The organism is Actinomycetospora flava (genome assembly GCF_037400335.1).
In the GTDB taxonomy this organism is placed as follows: Bacteria; Actinomycetota; Actinomycetes; order Mycobacteriales; family Pseudonocardiaceae; genus Actinomycetospora; species Actinomycetospora flava.
Genome location: NZ_JBBEGM010000002.1, coordinates 206,886 through 222,206, shown reverse-complemented (window position 1 = coordinate 222,206; position 15,321 = coordinate 206,886). Strand labels below are relative to the sequence as shown.

At 74.4% G+C, this 15,321-nt stretch carries 11 protein-coding genes and 1 pseudogene; 5 read left to right on the top strand and 7 right to left on the bottom strand.

The window, feature by feature from the left end; genetic code table 11:
- Window positions 1–52: 52 nt before the first annotated feature.
- Together WCD58_RS07755 and WCD58_RS07750 are read right to left on the bottom strand one after the other, a co-directional pair.
- Window positions 53–853 (bottom strand): MBL fold metallo-hydrolase, encoded by an 801-nt coding sequence (locus WCD58_RS07755; RefSeq protein WP_337701290.1) that lies wholly within the window; start codon window positions 851–853, stop codon window positions 53–55.
- Window positions 850–2,031 carry a zinc-dependent alcohol dehydrogenase gene (locus tag WCD58_RS07750; protein WP_337701287.1) on the bottom strand — a complete coding sequence of 394 codons (1,182 nt, stop codon included), beginning with the start codon at window positions 2,029–2,031 and terminating at the stop codon, window positions 850–852. Before WCD58_RS07750 ends, WCD58_RS07755 begins: the two co-directional genes overlap by 4 nt.
- Window positions 2,032–2,195: 164 nt before the next feature.
- Here WCD58_RS07750 and WCD58_RS07745 point away from each other — a divergent pair, with 164 nt between their 5' ends.
- Complete coding sequence (locus tag WCD58_RS07745) at window positions 2,196–4,208, top strand: PhoX family protein (RefSeq protein ID WP_337701285.1); 2,013 nt, start codon at window positions 2,196–2,198, stop codon at window positions 4,206–4,208.
- Window positions 4,209–4,254: 46 nt separating this feature from the next.
- Here the strand turns inward: WCD58_RS07745 and WCD58_RS07740 are convergent, their stop codons facing one another.
- The gene (locus WCD58_RS07740; RefSeq protein WP_337701283.1) at window positions 4,255–5,268 is read right to left on the bottom strand and encodes an NADP-dependent oxidoreductase; all 1,014 of its coding nucleotides are present in this window, start codon (window positions 5,266–5,268) and stop codon (window positions 4,255–4,257) included.
- 188 nt (window positions 5,269–5,456) lie between these two features.
- Here WCD58_RS07740 and WCD58_RS07735 point away from each other — a divergent pair.
- Window positions 5,457–8,004, top strand: a pseudogene (locus WCD58_RS07735) (ATP-dependent Clp protease ATP-binding subunit).
- Between the two features lie 119 nt (window positions 8,005–8,123).
- On the top strand, window positions 8,124–8,459 hold the full coding sequence (locus tag WCD58_RS07730; protein WP_337701281.1) for a DUF1918 domain-containing protein: 336 nt from the start codon (window positions 8,124–8,126) through the stop codon (window positions 8,457–8,459).
- A 143-nt stretch (window positions 8,460–8,602) separates the two neighbouring features.
- On the opposite strand, the gene WCD58_RS07725 is transcribed toward WCD58_RS07730, so the two are convergent.
- Window positions 8,603–9,865 carry a hypothetical protein gene (locus WCD58_RS07725; RefSeq protein WP_337701279.1) on the bottom strand — a complete coding sequence of 421 codons (1,263 nt, stop codon included), beginning with the start codon at window positions 9,863–9,865 and terminating at the stop codon, window positions 8,603–8,605.
- Between the two features lie 212 nt (window positions 9,866–10,077).
- Between WCD58_RS07725 and WCD58_RS07720 the strand changes: the two genes are divergently transcribed.
- Window positions 10,078–10,569, top strand: a complete 492-nt coding sequence (locus tag WCD58_RS07720) for a hypothetical protein (protein WP_337701277.1) — start codon at window positions 10,078–10,080, stop codon at window positions 10,567–10,569.
- Between the two features lie 3 nt (window positions 10,570–10,572).
- On the opposite strand, the gene WCD58_RS07715 is transcribed toward WCD58_RS07720, so the two are convergent.
- From WCD58_RS07715 to WCD58_RS07705, 3 genes are read right to left on the bottom strand one after another with little or no spacing between them, the layout of a single operon-like run.
- Window positions 10,573–11,328: a DUF1707 SHOCT-like domain-containing protein gene (locus WCD58_RS07715; protein WP_337701274.1), complete on the bottom strand. Its 756-nt coding sequence runs from the start codon at window positions 11,326–11,328 to the stop codon at window positions 10,573–10,575.
- Window positions 11,325–12,827: a sensor histidine kinase gene (locus tag WCD58_RS07710; protein WP_337701273.1), complete on the bottom strand. Its 1,503-nt coding sequence runs from the start codon at window positions 12,825–12,827 to the stop codon at window positions 11,325–11,327. Before WCD58_RS07710 ends, WCD58_RS07715 begins: the two co-directional genes overlap by 4 nt.
- A 17-nt stretch (window positions 12,828–12,844) precedes the next feature.
- The gene (locus WCD58_RS07705; protein WP_337701270.1) at window positions 12,845–13,579 is read right to left on the bottom strand and encodes a response regulator transcription factor; all 735 of its coding nucleotides are present in this window, start codon (window positions 13,577–13,579) and stop codon (window positions 12,845–12,847) included.
- 158 nt (window positions 13,580–13,737) lie between these two features.
- Between WCD58_RS07705 and WCD58_RS07700 the strand changes: the two genes are divergently transcribed.
- Window positions 13,738–15,303, top strand: coding sequence for an alkaline phosphatase D family protein (locus WCD58_RS07700; RefSeq protein WP_337701268.1), 1,566 nt, complete (start codon window positions 13,738–13,740; stop codon window positions 15,301–15,303).
- The last annotated feature ends 18 nt before the right edge of the window (window positions 15,304–15,321 follow it).

Genomic DNA, 15,321 nt, shown 5'->3' with positions numbered 1-15,321 from the left:
GTTTCGGCGTCTCCGGTTTCGGCGTCTCCGGGGCGGGCGGGCCGGCGGCGCCCTACAGGGCGATCGTGTCGCCGCGCCCGACGACGTCGACGCGGTCCGACCAGCCGCGCCGTTCCACCTCGCCCAGGAAGTCCGACAGCGGCGAGCGGAAGACGCCGTAGTCGTCGTAGTGCACCGGCGTCGCGCGTCGCGGCGCGATGGTCTCGAGGACGTCGGCACCCATCTCGCCGTCCATGGTGACGACGAGACCGCCGGGCAGGGTGGTGCCGCCGAGGTGCAGGACGGCGCGGTCGACCTCGCCGATGTGCTCCCGGATCGCCGGGATGCCCTCGAACGGCAGCGTGTCGCCCGAGAGGTAGACCCGGCGCAGGACCTCGCCGGAGGGGTCGGCGAACTCCAGCAGGCTGCCCATCACCGGCGGCAGCAGGCGGGTCACGGGGCGCGGCGCGTGCCGGCCCGGCAGCGCCGTGACCCGCAGCGTCGCGCCGTCGGGGCGCACCAGCGTGTGCGACTCCCACACCGCGAGCCCCAGGGCCCGGCGGAAGCGCTGGCGCGACTGCAGCGTCCGCGCGGCCTCGGGCGTCGTGATCACCGGGACCGCCTTGTCGAGCCCTCGCCGGGCCTCCCGGTCCCAGTGGTCGCCGTGCAGGTGCGAGAGCACGACCGCGTCGAGCTCCGGCAGCTGCTCCGGCGACAGGGCGGGCTCGGTGAGCCGCTTCGACACCAGCCCTTTGCCCAGGTAGGCGCGCTGCCCGCGGTGCAGGAAGTTCGGGTCCGTGAGGACCGTGAACCCCCCGCACCGCAGCAGCGTCGTCGCCGTCCCGACGAAGAACAGCGACCCGGGGTCCGTCACGGCGACAGGACCACCTTGATGCACTCGTCCTGCTTCTTCTGGAAGATGTCGTAGCCGTGCGGCGCCGACTCGAGCGGCAGGCGGTGGGTCTCCAGGTCGTGCACGCCGAGCGGGTCGTCGTCGGTGAGCAGCGGCAGGATCTCCGGGACCCAGCGCTTCACGTGCGCCTGCCCCATCTGCAGCGAGATCCCCTTGTCGAAGATCTTCAGCATGTTGATCGGGTCGGCGGTGCCGCCGTAGACGCCGGACAGCGACACGACGCCCGCGCGCCGCACCGCGTCGACGGCCCCGACGAGCGCGGCGGTGCGGTCGACGCCCGCCACCTGCATCAGCGGCGCCGAGATGGCGTCCGGCAGCTTGTTGACCATCTTCTGGGCGAACTGCGGGATCGCCGAACCGCCGTGCGCCTCCATGCCGACCGCGTCGATCGCGGAGTCGGTGCCCCGGCCGTCGGTGAGGTCGCGGATGGCGGTCGTGACGTCGTCGACCGTGCTCGCGTCGACGACCTCGATGCCGTGCCGGCGCGCCATGGCGTTGCGCTCGGGCACGCTGTCGACGGCGATGACCCGGAAGCCCTGGTGACGGGCGATCCGCGCCGCCATCTGCCCGATCGGGCCGAGCCCGAACACCGCGACGCTGCCGCCGTCGGGGATGCGCGCGTACGCGACGGCCTGCCAGGCGGTGGGCAGCACGTCGGAGAGGTAGAGGAAGCGCTCGTCGACCGGACCGTCGGGGACCTTGATCGGCCCGAACTGCGCCTGCGGCACGCGCAGGTACTCGGCCTGCCCGCCCGGGACCTGGCCGTAGAGCTTCGTGTAGCCGAACAGCGAGGCGCCCATCCCCTGGTCACGGTTCTGGGTGGTCTCGCACTGCGCGAACCACTGGTGCTCGCACATCCAGCAGTGCCCGCAGGAGATGTTGAACGGGACGACGACGCGGTCGCCGACCTTCAGGTCGCCGGTCTCGGAGCCGACCTCCTCGACGACGCCCATCGGCTCGTGGCCGAGGATGTCGCCCGGGTCGAGGAACGGCCCGAGCACCTCGTAGAGGTGCAGGTCGGAGCCGCAGATCGCGCTGCTCGTCACCTTGATGACGGCGTCCGTCGGCGCCTGGATCGTCGGGTCCGGGACGGTCTCGACGCGGACGTCGCCCTGTCCCTGCCAAGTCAGTGCACGCATGGCTCCGGCTGCCCGACGCCCGCCGAGGCCGAAACGGACCGTCGAATCGGTCACGGTCCGGAGCCGGGCGTGTTCGACTGGTGTTCACCCGTCGGGTTCCGCCCCGACGCCCGGGCGACCTAGCGTCACCGCGACCACCACGATCCGGACACACGGGAGCTTCCGTGCGCCTGCTGCCGCTCGCCGTCCACCGTCCCCACGGACGTCCCCACGTCACGTGCCGCTACCGGTGCCACGACGCCTGCTCGCGCGAGGCACCCAACCCGACCGACACCACCCCGTTCCGCGAGGTCGCGGCCGCGGCGCTGAGCCGGCGGCGTGTGCTGCAGGCCGGCCTCGTCGCCGGGATGGCCGGGACGCTGGCCGCGTGCGGGATGGGCGGCACCGGTGCACCGGCACAGGCCGGCGCGAGCACCCCGATGCCCTCCCCGTTCGGCTTCACCGCCGTCGCGCCCAACACCGAGGACGCCGTGCGCGTCCCGGAGGGCTTCGCCCAGCAGGTCGTCATCCGCTGGGGCGACCCGGTGCTGCCCGGCGCCCCGGCGTTCGACCCGAACGCGCAGACCGCCGCGGCGCAGGCCCAGCAGTTCGGCTTCAACAACGACTTCCTCGCGCTGCTCGACGTGCCGGGCCGGCCGGGGCGTGCGCTGCTCGTCGCGAACCACGAGTACACGACCGAGCCGTTCATGATCCCCGGGTACGACCCGGCCGCGCCGACCCCGGAGCAGGTCGCGATCGGGATGGCGGCGCACGGGATGTCGGTCGTCGCCGTCGACCGCGACCCCGCGTCGGGCCGCCTGACCCCCGTGATGGACGCGGTCAACCGCCGGATCACCGCGAGCACCCCGATGACGCTGACCGGCCCGGCCGCCGGCGACGCGCTCGTGCGCACGACCGCCGACCCCGAGGGGCGCACGGTGCTCGGCACGCTGAACAACTGCGCGGGCGGGGTCACGCCGTGGCGCACGGTGCTGACCGGCGAGGAGAACGTCGACCAGTACTTCGCGAACGGCGAGACGGTCGACGACCTGGCGCTGGCGCGCTACGGGATGGACGGCGGCGCCACCGAGCGGAGGTGGGAGGGTGTCGACGCGCGCTTCGACCTCACCCGCGAGCCCAACGAGCCCAACCGGTTCGGCTGGGTCGTCGAGGTCGACCCGTTCGACCCGGCCTCCACCCCGCGCAAGCGCACCGCGCTCGGGCGGTTCAAGCACGAGGGCGCCAACGTGCACGTCGGCCCGACCGGCACCGTCGCGGCCTACATGGGCGACGACGAGCGGTTCGAGTACCTCTACAAGTTCGTCTCCTCGCGCACCCACCGCGCCGGCGACACCCCGGCCGACCGCGAGTCGAACGCCCGGCTGCTCGACGAGGGCACGCTGTTCGTCGCCCGCTTCTCGCCCGACGCGCCGGGCGGCGGTCCCGACGGCAGCGGCGAGTGGCTGCCGCTCGTGGAGTCGCTCGCCGACGGCACCGGGCGCTCGTTCGTCCCCTCGATGACCGCGGCGCAGGTGCTCGTGCACACCCGGCTGGCCGCGGACACCGTCGGCGCGACCCCGATGGACCGCCCCGAGGACGTCCAGCCGCACCCCCGGACGGGCCGCGTCTACGCCGCACTCACCAACAACGACGAGCGCGGGACGCCGGGCAAGGCGGGCGTGGACGGCGTCAACCCGCGGGCGGAGAACACGAACGGCCAGGTCCTCGAGCTCACCGAGACCGGCGACGACCCCGGCGCGCGGAGCTTCGCGTGGTCGCTGCTGCTGGTGTGCGGCGACCCCGCCGCCGCGGACACGTACTTCGGCGGCTTCCCGAAGGACCAGGTCTCGCCGATCTCGTGCCCCGACAACGTCGCGTTCGACGCCGTCGGCAACCTGTGGATCTCGACCGACGGCAACGCGCTGGGCTCCAACGACGGGCTGTTCGCGGTGCCGCTGGAGGGCCCGCAGCGCGGCCGCGTCCAGCAGTTCCTCACGGTGCCGCGCGGGGCGGAGACGTGCGGGCCGGTGGTCGAGGACCGGCTGGCGCTGGTGGCGGTGCAGCACCCGGGCGAGTCGGACGACGCGAGCCTCGCCGACCCGATCTCGCACTGGCCCGACGGCGGGACGAGCATCGCCCGCCCCGCCGTCGTGTCGGTGTGGCGCGCCGACGGGGGATGGCTCACGCCACGTGAGTGAAATGGGTCGCCCCGGCGACCCATTTCACTCATGTGGCCGCAGGCCCTCACAGCTTGACGATCATCTTCCCGGTGTTCTCGCCGCGGAGCATGCCGCGGAAGGCCTCGACGGCGTGGTCGATGCCCTCCGCGGTCGTCTCCGCGAACTTGACCTTCCCCTCGGCGACCCACGGCGTGACCTCCTCGAGGAACGCCCCCATGCGGTGCCAGGAGTCGGTGACGATGAAGCCCTGGATCGACAGGCGCTTCTTGACGATCTGGAAGAGGTTCGACGGCCCGGGCGTCGGGTTCTCCGCCGTGTCGTTGTAGTGCGCGATGGCCCCGCAGGCGGCGACGCGGGCGTGGTCGTTGGCGCAGGCGATGGCGGCCTCGAGGTGGTCGGCACCGACGTTGTCGAAGTACACGTCGACGCCGTCGGGCAGGGCCTTGCGCAGCTGGTCGACCACCGGGCCGTCCTTGTAGTTGAAGGCCTCGTCGTAGCCGAGCTCCTCGGTGAGCCAGCGGACCTTCTCGGCGCTGCCCGCGCTGCCGACGACGCGCGAGGCGCCCTTGAGCTCGGCGAGCTGACCCACGAGGCTGCCGACCGCGCCGGCGGCGCCGGACACGAACACGGCGTCGCCCTCGCGGAACGCGGCCTTGTCGAGCAGCCCGACCCACGCGGTGAGCCCGGGCATCCCGAGCACGCCGAGGTACGCCGAGGGGTTCACGCCCTCGGGCGCGGCGACCTTCTGGACCTGCTTGGCCGGCACCACGCCGTGGGTGCGCCAGGCGAGGTTGGCCACCACGAGGTCACCGACGGCCGCGTCGTCGCTGCGGCTCGCGACGACCTCGCCGACCGAGCGGCCGTCCATGGGCTCGTTCAGCGCGAACGGCGGGACGTAGCTCGGCACGTCGTTCATGCGGCCGCGCATGTAGGGGTCGACCGAGAAGTCGTGGTTCGCGACGAGGACCTCGCCCTCGCCGGGGTCGGGGAGGTCGCGGTCGACCAGCGCGAAGTCGTCGGGGTCGGGCATGCCCTGCGGGCGGCGGACGAGGTGGACCTCGCGGGCGGCGGTGCTCATGTCTCCCGCGTGCCCGCGCGCAGGCGTGGCCATGCCGTGACGTGGGTAGCCCGCGGGCATGAGTGAGGGCGGCTCATGGCCCGCGTCACGACTTGAGTCTCCGTCACTCAGGAATGAATGATCCGCCCCCGTTGCTGAAGCGGTCAGTGCCGGCATCACCGCCGGCGTGGACCCCTTTGAGGAGCTACATGACCAGCGCCTTCGGGCCCGGTGGTCCCGGGTCCGGCCCGTTCGACGACTTCCTCGCCAGCTTCCTGGGCGGAGCGTCCCCGCGAGGCGTCCAGCGCATCGACATCACCCAGCTCATGACCGAGCCGGCGCGCCAGCTCGTCGGTGCCGCGGCCCAGCAGGCCGCCGAGCGGGGCAACAGCGACCTCGACGCGTGGCACCTGCTGCTCGTCGTCACGCAGGTCCCGCCGCTGCGCCAGCTCCTGGCCGGTGCGGGCGCCGACGTCGACGCGCTGCAGCGCACCGCCGACGAGCAGCTGCCCCGGGACGAGGCCCGCACCGAGCCGCCGTCCCTGACCCCGACGGCCAAGCGCACGCTGCTCGACGCGCACCAGATCTCCCGGGCCCTCGGCTCGAGCTACATCGGCCCCGAGCACATCGTGCTCGCGCTGGCCGCCAACAACGACAGCCCCGTCGGCCGCGCGCTGGGCCAGCAGGGCGTCACGCCGCAGTCGCTGCAGCGCTCCGCAGCCTCCGGGGGGCAGAGCGCCTCCGGCGGCGGCCAGGGTGGCTCCGGCGGCGAGAGCGACACCCCGACGGTCGACCAGTTCGGCGTCGACCTGACCGCGAAGGCCCGCAACGGCGAGCTCGACCCGGTCGTCGGGCGTGAGGACGAGGTCGACCAGACCATCGAGGTCCTCTCGCGCCGCACCAAGAACAACCCCGTGCTCATCGGCGAGGCGGGCGTCGGCAAGACCGCGGTCGTCGAGGGCATCGCCCAGCGCATCGTGTCCGGCGACGTCCCCGAGCAGCTCGAGGGCAAGCGCATCGTCCAGCTCGACCTGTCGGGCATGGTCGCGGGCACCCGCTACCGCGGCGACTTCGAGGAGCGGATGACCAAGCTGGTCGCCGAGGTGCGCGAGCACTCCGACGAGCTGATCGTCTTCATCGACGAGCTGCACACCATGGTCGGCGCGGGCGGTTCGTCCGAGGGCGGCATGGACGCCGGCAACATCCTGAAGCCGGCCCTGGCCCGCGGCGAGCTGCACATCGTCGGCGCGACCACGCTGGACGAGTACCGCCAGTCGATCGAGAAGGACGCCGCCCTCGAGCGGCGCTTCCAGCCGGTGATGGTCCCGGAGCCCTCCGTCGAGGACACCGTCGCGATCCTGCACGGGCTGCGCGACCGGTACGAGGCGCACCACCAGGTGCGGTTCACCGACGAGGCCCTCACGGCGGCCGCCGAGCTGTCCGAGCGCTACGTCACCGACCGGTTCCTGCCCGACAAGGCCATCGACCTCGTCGACCAGGCCGGCGCGCGCAAGCGGCTGCAGGCCAAGGGCCCGCACACCGACTCGCGCGAGCTGGAGCGCAAGCTCGAGTCGCTGACCCGCGACAAGGACCAGGCCCGCCGACGAGGACTACGAGCGGGCCGGCGCGCTGCGTGACGAGATCGCGCAGACGCAGTCGTCGCTGGAGCAGGCGCGCACCGACCGTCGGTCGGGGCAGTCGGGCATCCTCGAGGTGACCGTCGAGGACATCGCCGAGATCGTCGCCCGGTCGACCGGCATCCCGGTCAGCCAGCTCACCGAGACCGAGCGGGACCGCCTGCTCAAGCTCGAGGAGCAGCTGCACGAGCGGGTCGTCGGCCAGGACGACGCCGTCAGCGCGATCGCCGAGGCCGTCCGCCGCTCGCGGGCCGGCCTGGACGACCCGAACCGGCCGATCGGCAGCTTCCTGTTCCTCGGCCCGACCGGCGTCGGCAAGACCGAGCTGGCCAAGGCCCTCGCGGCGACGATGTTCGGCGACGAGGACCGCATGGTCCGCGTGGACATGAGCGAGTACTCCGAGCGGCACACGGTCTCGCGGCTCATCGGGTCGCCCCCCGGCTACGTCGGGTACGGCGAGGCCGGTCAGCTCACCGAGGAGATCCGCCGCCGTCCGTACTCGGTCGTCCTGCTCGACGAGATGGAGAAGGCCCACCCCGACGTCTTCAACACGCTGCTGCAGGTGCTGGACGACGGGCGGCTCACCGACTCGCAGGGCCGCACGGTCGACTTCCGGAACACGGTGCTGATCATGACCAGCAACGTGGGCTCGGAGCTGATCACCACCAACACGCAGGCGCTCGGGTTCGCCCCGTCGAACGCCGACCCGTCGCAGTCCCTGCAGGAGCGGCTGATGCCGCGGCTGCGGGAGTCGTTCCGGCCCGAGTTCCTCAACCGGATCGACGAGGTGATCGTCTTCAAGCGGCTCGACGAGGAGCAGCTGCGGCGGATCACCGACCTGATCCTCGACGAGACGCGCGAGCGCCTCGACGCGCAGGACATCGGGTTCGCGATCACCGAGGCGGCCGTCGACCGCCTGGCCGAGCTGGGCTTCCAGCCCGAGTTCGGAGCCCGGCCGCTGCGCCGGACCATCCAGCGCCAGGTCGGCAACCGGCTGTCGTCGATGCTGCTCGCCGACGAGCTGCACGGCGGCCAGACGGTCACCGTCGACGTCGCGGACGGCGAGCTGACGTTCGCCGTCGCGTCCACCCCGGCGGAGACGCCGGTCGCGGCCGGCTGACCCTCGGCTCGCGGTTTCCGACCGAAGGGCCCCTTCGATCGATCTACTCGATCGGAGGGGCCCTTCGGTCGTTTCCGGGTACCTGGCACGTCGAGATCGACTCGAGAAGGAGGACCCCCGTGAGCGCGTCCGTCGGCGACCGCATCCGCCTGCACTCCAACACCACCGACGTCCCCGACCGGACCGGCACCGTGGTGGCCGTGATCGGCGAGGACGGGCCGCCCTACCGCGTCCGGTTCGACTCCGGCGAGGAAACGATCGTGACGCCGGGCCCCGACGCGACGATCGAGGCCGGGTCGGTCGGCGACAAGCTCGGCCTCGCCGCCGAGCAGGCGGGCGACAAGGCCGCGGAGGTCGCCGACGCCGCGCGGGTCAAGGCCGAGGAGGCCACGGGCAGCGCGGCGCGCGTCGTGTCCGAGCTCGCCGACGACGTGGCGAAACGCTTCGAGCGCTGACCCCGCGCACGCCGACGACCGGCGACCGCTCCCTGGTGGGAACGGTCGCCGGTCGTCGTCTGTCGGCGTGTCGCTCGAGCGAGCGTGTGGCGATCCTGACGTTGAGTGTCAGCGTGGCCGCCACGCTGACACACCTCGGTGCGTCAGGAGCCGGAGTGGTTGGTGCTCGAGGACGAGGTGCCGGAGCTCGAGCTGCTCGACGTCCCGGAGTCCGAGGACCCGGTCCCCGTGCTCGTCGACGACCCCGGCGTCGTGCCGGTCCCGGTCTCCGTCTCCGTCTCCGCGGGGGTGCCGGTGCCCTCGGCGGGCGTTCCGGTGGTCGTGTCGGCCGGGGTGCCGCTCTCGTGGTGGGTGTCGACCGGGGTGTGGGTGTCCTCCTCCTGCGGCGCCTCGCGCGGGTCGACCGTGGTGCCGTTCGGCAGCCGGACCGGGGTGCGGGTGGTGGAGCCGTCGGGGTTGGCGATCGTGCCGTCGGCGCGGGTCACCGAGCCGTCGGCGTTGACCCGCTCGCCGGGCTTGGCGTCGTAGCGGGAGTGGAAGGTGCCGTCCTTGCGCCACACGTCGACGTGGCCGCCGGGCGTGATGAGCGTGGCCGTGCCGTCGTGGTTCCAGACGATGCGCACGCCGGGGTCGGCGGGCGTCACGGTGCCGTCGGGGTTGATGGTGAAGCCGGGCACCGGGATGTCGCCGCCGTACGGCGTGGACACGGTGCTGGGCGGGACCACGATCGCCGTGCGGGGCGTCCCGTCGGCGTTCCGGACGGTGCCGTCGGCCAGCACGATCGAACCGTCCGCGGCGCGCCGGGCACCGTGCGGCAGCGGCACGGCCGGCGAGCGCAGGACACCGTCGGGACCGACGACGCTGCCGTCCGGGAGCAGGATCGAGCCGTCGTAGGTGAAGCGGCCGGCCGGGGCGGGCGTGCCGCCGCAGTGCCCGCAGGCCGGGATCTCGCCGCCCGGGACGCCGGGAACGCCAGGTACGCCGGGAGCGCCCGAACCACCCGGAGCTCCGGCGGCACCCGGGGCACCAGGGGCTCCGGGGGCACCGCCCGCGACAGCGTTCCCGCCGCCGGCCGTCGCGCCGCCGATCGCGCCGGGCTCACCCGCCGCGCCCGGGGCCGGCGTGGTCTCGCTCGACGAGGCCGGGGCGAAGGCGCCGGCGATGGTGCCGTCCGGGCTGGTCGCCATGGCGACGAGCGCGCCGAGCCCGAGGCCCGCGCTGACCGCGACCGCCGACGCCACGACCATCGTCGCGAGCCGTCGTCCCTTGCCCGCGCCCGCCGGGTCCCGCAGCGCGGGGGCGGGTCGCGGCGCCAGGGGAGGCGGTGCCTCCCGCATCGGAGCGGCCCCATGGCCGTGCCCCTGACCCGGGTCGAACGGGCGGGTCGGGTGGGGGGTGGTGTGCATTCCGGGGCTCCTCGGCCAGGGCCGGCCACCGTGGCCGGGCTCGCTGATGAGCCTCCGGGGCGAGCGCACCCCGGACGATCCGGTTCTTCCTACGATTCGTGGGGGCTGCCCCTACCTCGTCGCCTCGTTCACCCGTCTGCCACCCTCGCCTCCCGACAATCGGTCACATAGAGTAGCTGAACTGCCGGATCGACCCGCGGAGGACGACGACCGTGACCGAGCCCTGGGGACAGCCGCCACCGCCCGGCCCGCCGCCCGGTCCCCCGCCTCCTCCCCCTCCGCCGCCGGGTCCCCCGGTCGTCGAGCAGCACGTCCACCACCATCACCACGAGGAGGAGGAGGGCTTCCTCGAGGAGCTGTTCGACCGCGACGACCACCGCCACCGCACCGGCGGCCACCGCCCCCGCCACGGCGGAGGCGGCGGCGGCGGCGACGTCCTGCACCAGCGGATCCGCGCGCGCTACGGGCGCACGATGGACGTCGGCGACGTGCTGGCCTGGCTCGACTTCCGCGTCACCGAGCTCCACGCCGCCGTGCTGGAGGGCGAGCGTCACCCGTCGCGCGTGCCGGGCTCGCCGGTGCGGATGTCGGGTCTCGACGCGCTGCTCAACACCGACGCGACCGCGTTCCGGACGCTCACCGAGCTCGGCGCGCGCATGGACCGGATCGAGGAGAAGCTCGACCGGCTGCTGGCGAAGGAGTAGCGCTCACTCCTCGAGGGCGCGCCGGTCGCTCCCCTCGAGCTCGAGCGGCTTGCGGTTGACCGACACCCCGCCCATCAGCGCGAGGCCCGTCACGCGCACCCGGGGACCGTCGGCGCGCCGGGCCGCCCCGGACCCGTCCTCGAACGCGCCCATGAAGCCGAGTCCGTCCTCGACGACCGTCGTGTCCGGGTCGACGGTGACGTCGATCCCGCCCATGATCGCGACGGCCTGGATGGTCACCTCGACGCCCGCGGGGATGCCACGCAGGTCGATGGTCACGCCGCCCATGATCGCGATCGCGCCGATCGAGAGGCCGGCCTCGTCGAGGCGCGCGTCGCGGAAGTACAGCTCGGCGCCGCCCCAGAAGGCGATGACGCGGTGGGTGTGGCCGGGCGTCCAGTCGCCGCGCTTCGTCACCCCGGACAGCACGGCCACCGACGTCGTCGACGCCGGCCGGTCGAGACGGCCCGCGGGCCGGCGCACCGGGGAGGCCGGGGAAGCCGCGGTCGGCGTGCCGTTCTCCACCGGCTGCAGGTCGGCGGTGACGGGCGCGAGGTCGCGGCGGTACACGGCGGCGTAGACGTCGCGCAGCCGCTCGTCGCCCTCGACGATCGTCAGCCGCCCGTCGGCGACGGCCTCGCGGACGACCTCGGCCACCTGCTCGCGCTCGGAGTCCGACGCCCGCATCGGCGGCGGGCCCGGGGTCACGGCCGGGCGGCGTTCGGGGTCCGACGGCTCCTGCGGCCCGGGGTCGCTCATGGCCGGGAGGATAGGCCGACCCCCGGATCGGCGGGAGCACGATCACCGGCGGGCAGGTCGACCGTGAACCGGGTCTCCCCCGGCCGGCTCGTGATCGCCAGCCGGCCGCCGTGCTCGGCGACGACCGCCGAGACGATCGAGAGCCCCAGGCCCGTGCTGCCGGTGGTGCGCGCGCGTCCGGTGTCGCCGCGGGCGAAGCGCTCGGCGACGTGGGGCAGCAGGTCGGGCGGGATGCCGGGACCGTCGTCGACGACGTCGAGCCGGACGACCGACCCGTCGTCCGCCTCGTGCAGCCCGACCGTCACGAGCGTCCCCGGCGGCGTGTGCGTGCGGGCGTTGGCGAGCAGGTTGGCGACGACCTGGTGCAGCCGCTCCGGGTCGCCGACGACCTCGAGGGGCTCCCCGTCCTCTGAGCTGTCGGTCAGGTCCAGCGACCAGCGGTGCCCGGGCGCGGCGACGTGGGCGTCGGTGACGGCGTCGATCACGAGCCGGGTCAGGTCGACGGGCTCGCGGGCCAGTGGGCGCCCGGCGTCGAGGCGGGCGAGCAGCAGGAGGTCCTCGACGAGCGCGGTCATGCGCTGCGTCTGCGAGCCCATCCGGTCGAGGAGGCCGGCGACCTCGGGCGGCAGGTCGTCGGCGCGCCGCGCGGCCAGCTCGTTGTAGCCGCGGATCGCGGCGAGCGGGGTACGCAGCTCGTGGCTGGCGTCGGCGACGAACCGCCGCAGGCGGGTCTCGCTGTCCTGGCGGGCGGCGAGCGCCGCGCCGACGTGCCCGAGCATCCGGTTGAGCGCGGCCCCGACCTGGCCGACCTCGGTGCGCGGGTCGGCGTCGGCGTCGGGGACCCGCTCGGCCAGCTCGACCTCCCCCGACGACAGCGGCAGCTCCGAGACCCGCCGCGCGGTCGCCGACACGCGGTGCAGCGGGCGCAGCGTCCGCCGCGTGGTGAACGCCGCGGCGACCCCGGCCAGCACCACGCCGATGCCGAAGATGATCGCCTGGCGGAGCACCAGCTCGCCGACGGTGTTCTCCAACGCGTCCGTGGACAGGCCGACGACGGTCACCGTGCCGTCGTCCCCCTGCGCGGCCGCGAGACGGAACGTGCCGAGGCCGTCGAGGTGCAGCGTGTGCGGGGGCTGCCCGGGCGTGGTCGCGATCGCCGGCGCGGCCTCCTCGAACGGCACCGGGGTGCTCGCCCCCGGCCGGCCGAGCAGCACCGCGCGGACGATGCGCCCGTCGTCGACGACGACCTCGAGGGTGTTCGCGGGGCGGTCGGGGCCGCCGCCGACGAACCCGCCGCCGGCGTCGGGCGGCGGCGGGCGCCGGTCCGGGTCGCCCGGCGGCGGATTGCTGCGGAAGCGGGCGATCTCGGTGACCTGGCCGTCGAGCTGGCGATAGAGGTAGCCCCGCAGCGACAGCGCCGCCCCCACGCCGACGACGAGGAAGACCACGGTGAGGAGCAGGACCGTCGACACCACGAGCCGGTTCTGCAGGGACGGCACCCACGACCTCGCGGTGATCACTCCGCCGCCGGTTTCAGCACGTAGCCGGCGCCGCGCACCGTGTGGATCATCGGCGCGCGGCCCGCGTCGATCTTCTTGCGCAGGTAGGAGATGTAGAGCTCGACGATGTTCGACTGCCCGCCGAAGTCGTAGTTCCAGACGCGGTCGAGGATCTGGGCCTTCGACAGCACGCGGCGCGGGTTGCGCATGAGGAAGCGCAGCAGCTCGAACTCGGTCGCGGTGAGCTCGACCGGCGCGCCGGCGCGGGTGACCTCGTGGCTGTCCTCGTCGAGGGTCAGGTCGCCGACGGCCAGCGTCGCGTCACCGCGCACGGCCGTCGCGACCGCCGCGCGCCGCAGCAGCCCGCGCAGCCGGGCGACGACCTCCTCGAGGCTGAACGGCTTGGTCACGTAGTCGTCGCCGCCGGCGGTGATCCCCGCGACCCGGTCCTCGACGGCGTCGCGGGCGGTGAGGAACAGGACCGGGACGTCGGGGCTGTCGGCGCGCAGGCGGCGCAGCACCTCGAAGCCGTCGATGTCGGGCAGCATCACGTCGAGCACCACGACGTCGGGGCGGAAGTCGCGGCCCTGCTTCACCGCGCCCAGCCCGTCGCCCGCGCTGCGCACGTCCCAGCCCTCGTAGCGCAGGGCCATCGAGAGCAGTTCCGCGAGCGTCGGCTCGTCGTCGACGACGAGCGCGCGCACCGGTGTGCCGTCGGGTCGGCGCAGGTCGGCGCGGGTCGCGGCGTTCATGGGGCTCAGCCTGGCAGCCGTCCGTCGGCCCCGGCTGGGTGGTTCCTGTGCGTCGGCTGTGCGCGCCGGGCCGAACCGCGTCCCGCGCTCATCCGTTGGTGAGGGTGGGGGCGCGTCGTCCGTCGGCACCCCCGTCCTCGCGCGGACGGAGGAGCCGTATGGAGGCTGACGGGGCGATGCCGCGCGCCCGGATGACCCGCCGGACGCTGCTCGGCGGCGCCGTCGCGCTCGCCGGGGCGGCGGTGACGCTCGGGGCGCCGTGGGTGTCGGCCGCCGACGCCCCGGCCGCGCGCGCCGACCCGTTCACGCTCGGCGTCGCGTCCGGCGACCCCACGCCCGACGGCGTGGTGCTCTGGACGCGCCTCGCGCCGGACCCGCTCGCCCCGGACGGCCGCGGCGGCATGGGCGACCGGCCCGTGCTCGTGGCGTGGGAGGTCGCCGAGGACGAGGGGTTCGGCCGGCCGGTGGCGCGCGGCAGCGTCGTGGCGCGGCCCGAGGACGCACACGCCGTGCACATCGAGGTCGCGGGCCTGCGCCCGCGGGCCGACCTGTTCTACCGGTTCCGCGCCGGGACGGCGATCAGCCCGGTCGGCCGGACGCGCACCGCGCCGGCACCGGTCGCGCGGGTCGACTCGCTCGCGATCGCGTCGGCGAGCTGCCAGTGCCGCCAGGACGGCTTCTACAACGCCTGGGCGTCGATGGTGCGCGACGACCTGGACCTCGTCGTGTGGCTGGGCGACTACATCTACGAGAGCGCGGCCGGCAGCGCGCTCGGGCGCGCCCACCTCCCCGCCACCGAGGCGTCCACGCTCGCCGAGTACCGGGTGCGCCACGCCCAGTACAGGACCGACCCCGAGCTGCAGGCCGCGCACGCCGCGTTCCCGTGGGCGGTGACCGTCGACGACCACGACGTGGAGAACAACTGGGCCGGCGACGTCTCGCAGCTCGACGGCGAGCCCGACGGCGACCCCGCCGTGTTCCGCCGCCGGCGCGCCGACGCCTACCGCGCGTTCTGGGAGCACCTGCCGCTGCGCCGGGCCCAGCGCCCGCAGGGCCCGGGGATGCTGCTGCACCGCCGGCTGGCGTTCGGCGACCTCGTCGACCTGCACCTGCTCGACACCCGCCGCTTCCGCAGCGACCAGGACCCGCTCCATCCGCGCGACCCGGCACGCACCCTGCTCGGCGCCGACCAGCGGGCGTGGCTGTGGGACGGGCTCGCCCGGCCGTCCGCGCGCTGGACCGTGCTCGCCCAGCAGGTGTTCTTCGCCCCGCGCGACCTCGCGGCGGGCCCGGCGACCGCGCTCGACGAGGACTCGTGGGACGACTACGCCGTCGAGCGCGACGCCCTGCGCGACCACCTCGTCGCCGCCCGCACGCCCAACCCCGTGATCCTCACCGGCGACGTGCACGCCCACCACGCCGCCGACGTGCTCGCCGACTTCACCGACCCCGGCTCGCGGCCCGTCGCGACCGAGCTGGTGACCTCGTCGATCAGCTCCGGCGGCGACGGGAGCCGGCGCGCGCCCGGCGACGACGCGCTGCTCGCCGAGAACCCGCACCTCCGCGTGCTCGACCGCCGGCGCGGCTACGTGCGCAGCACGGTGACGCCGCGCGAGTGGCGCGCGGACTTCCAGGTCGTCGACCGCGTGTCGGTGCGGGGCTCGCCGGTGCGGACGGCGGCGACCGTGGTGCTCCCCGACGGCGGAGCCGAACGGACGACGTGAGCGATTTTCCCGGCGACA

Excerpts from the sequence above, each read along its gene's own strand:
- WCD58_RS07750 (WP_337701287.1), bottom strand. The coding sequence starts at position 2,031 with ATGCGTGCACTGACTTGGCAGGGACAGGGCGACGTCCGCGTCGAGACC.
- WCD58_RS07740 (WP_337701283.1), bottom strand. The coding sequence starts at position 5,268 with ATGAGCACCGCCGCCCGCGAGGTCCACCTCGTCCGCCGCCCGCAGGGC.
- WCD58_RS07725 (WP_337701279.1), bottom strand. The coding sequence starts at position 9,865 with ATGCACACCACCCCCCACCCGACCCGCCCGTTCGACCCGGGTCAGGGG.
- WCD58_RS07715 (WP_337701274.1), bottom strand. The coding sequence starts at position 11,328 with ATGAGCGACCCCGGGCCGCAGGAGCCGTCGGACCCCGAACGCCGCCCG.
- WCD58_RS07705 (WP_337701270.1), bottom strand. The coding sequence starts at position 13,579 with ATGAACGCCGCGACCCGCGCCGACCTGCGCCGACCCGACGGCACACCG.
- WCD58_RS07700 (WP_337701268.1), top strand. The coding sequence starts at position 13,738 with ATGGAGGCTGACGGGGCGATGCCGCGCGCCCGGATGACCCGCCGGACG.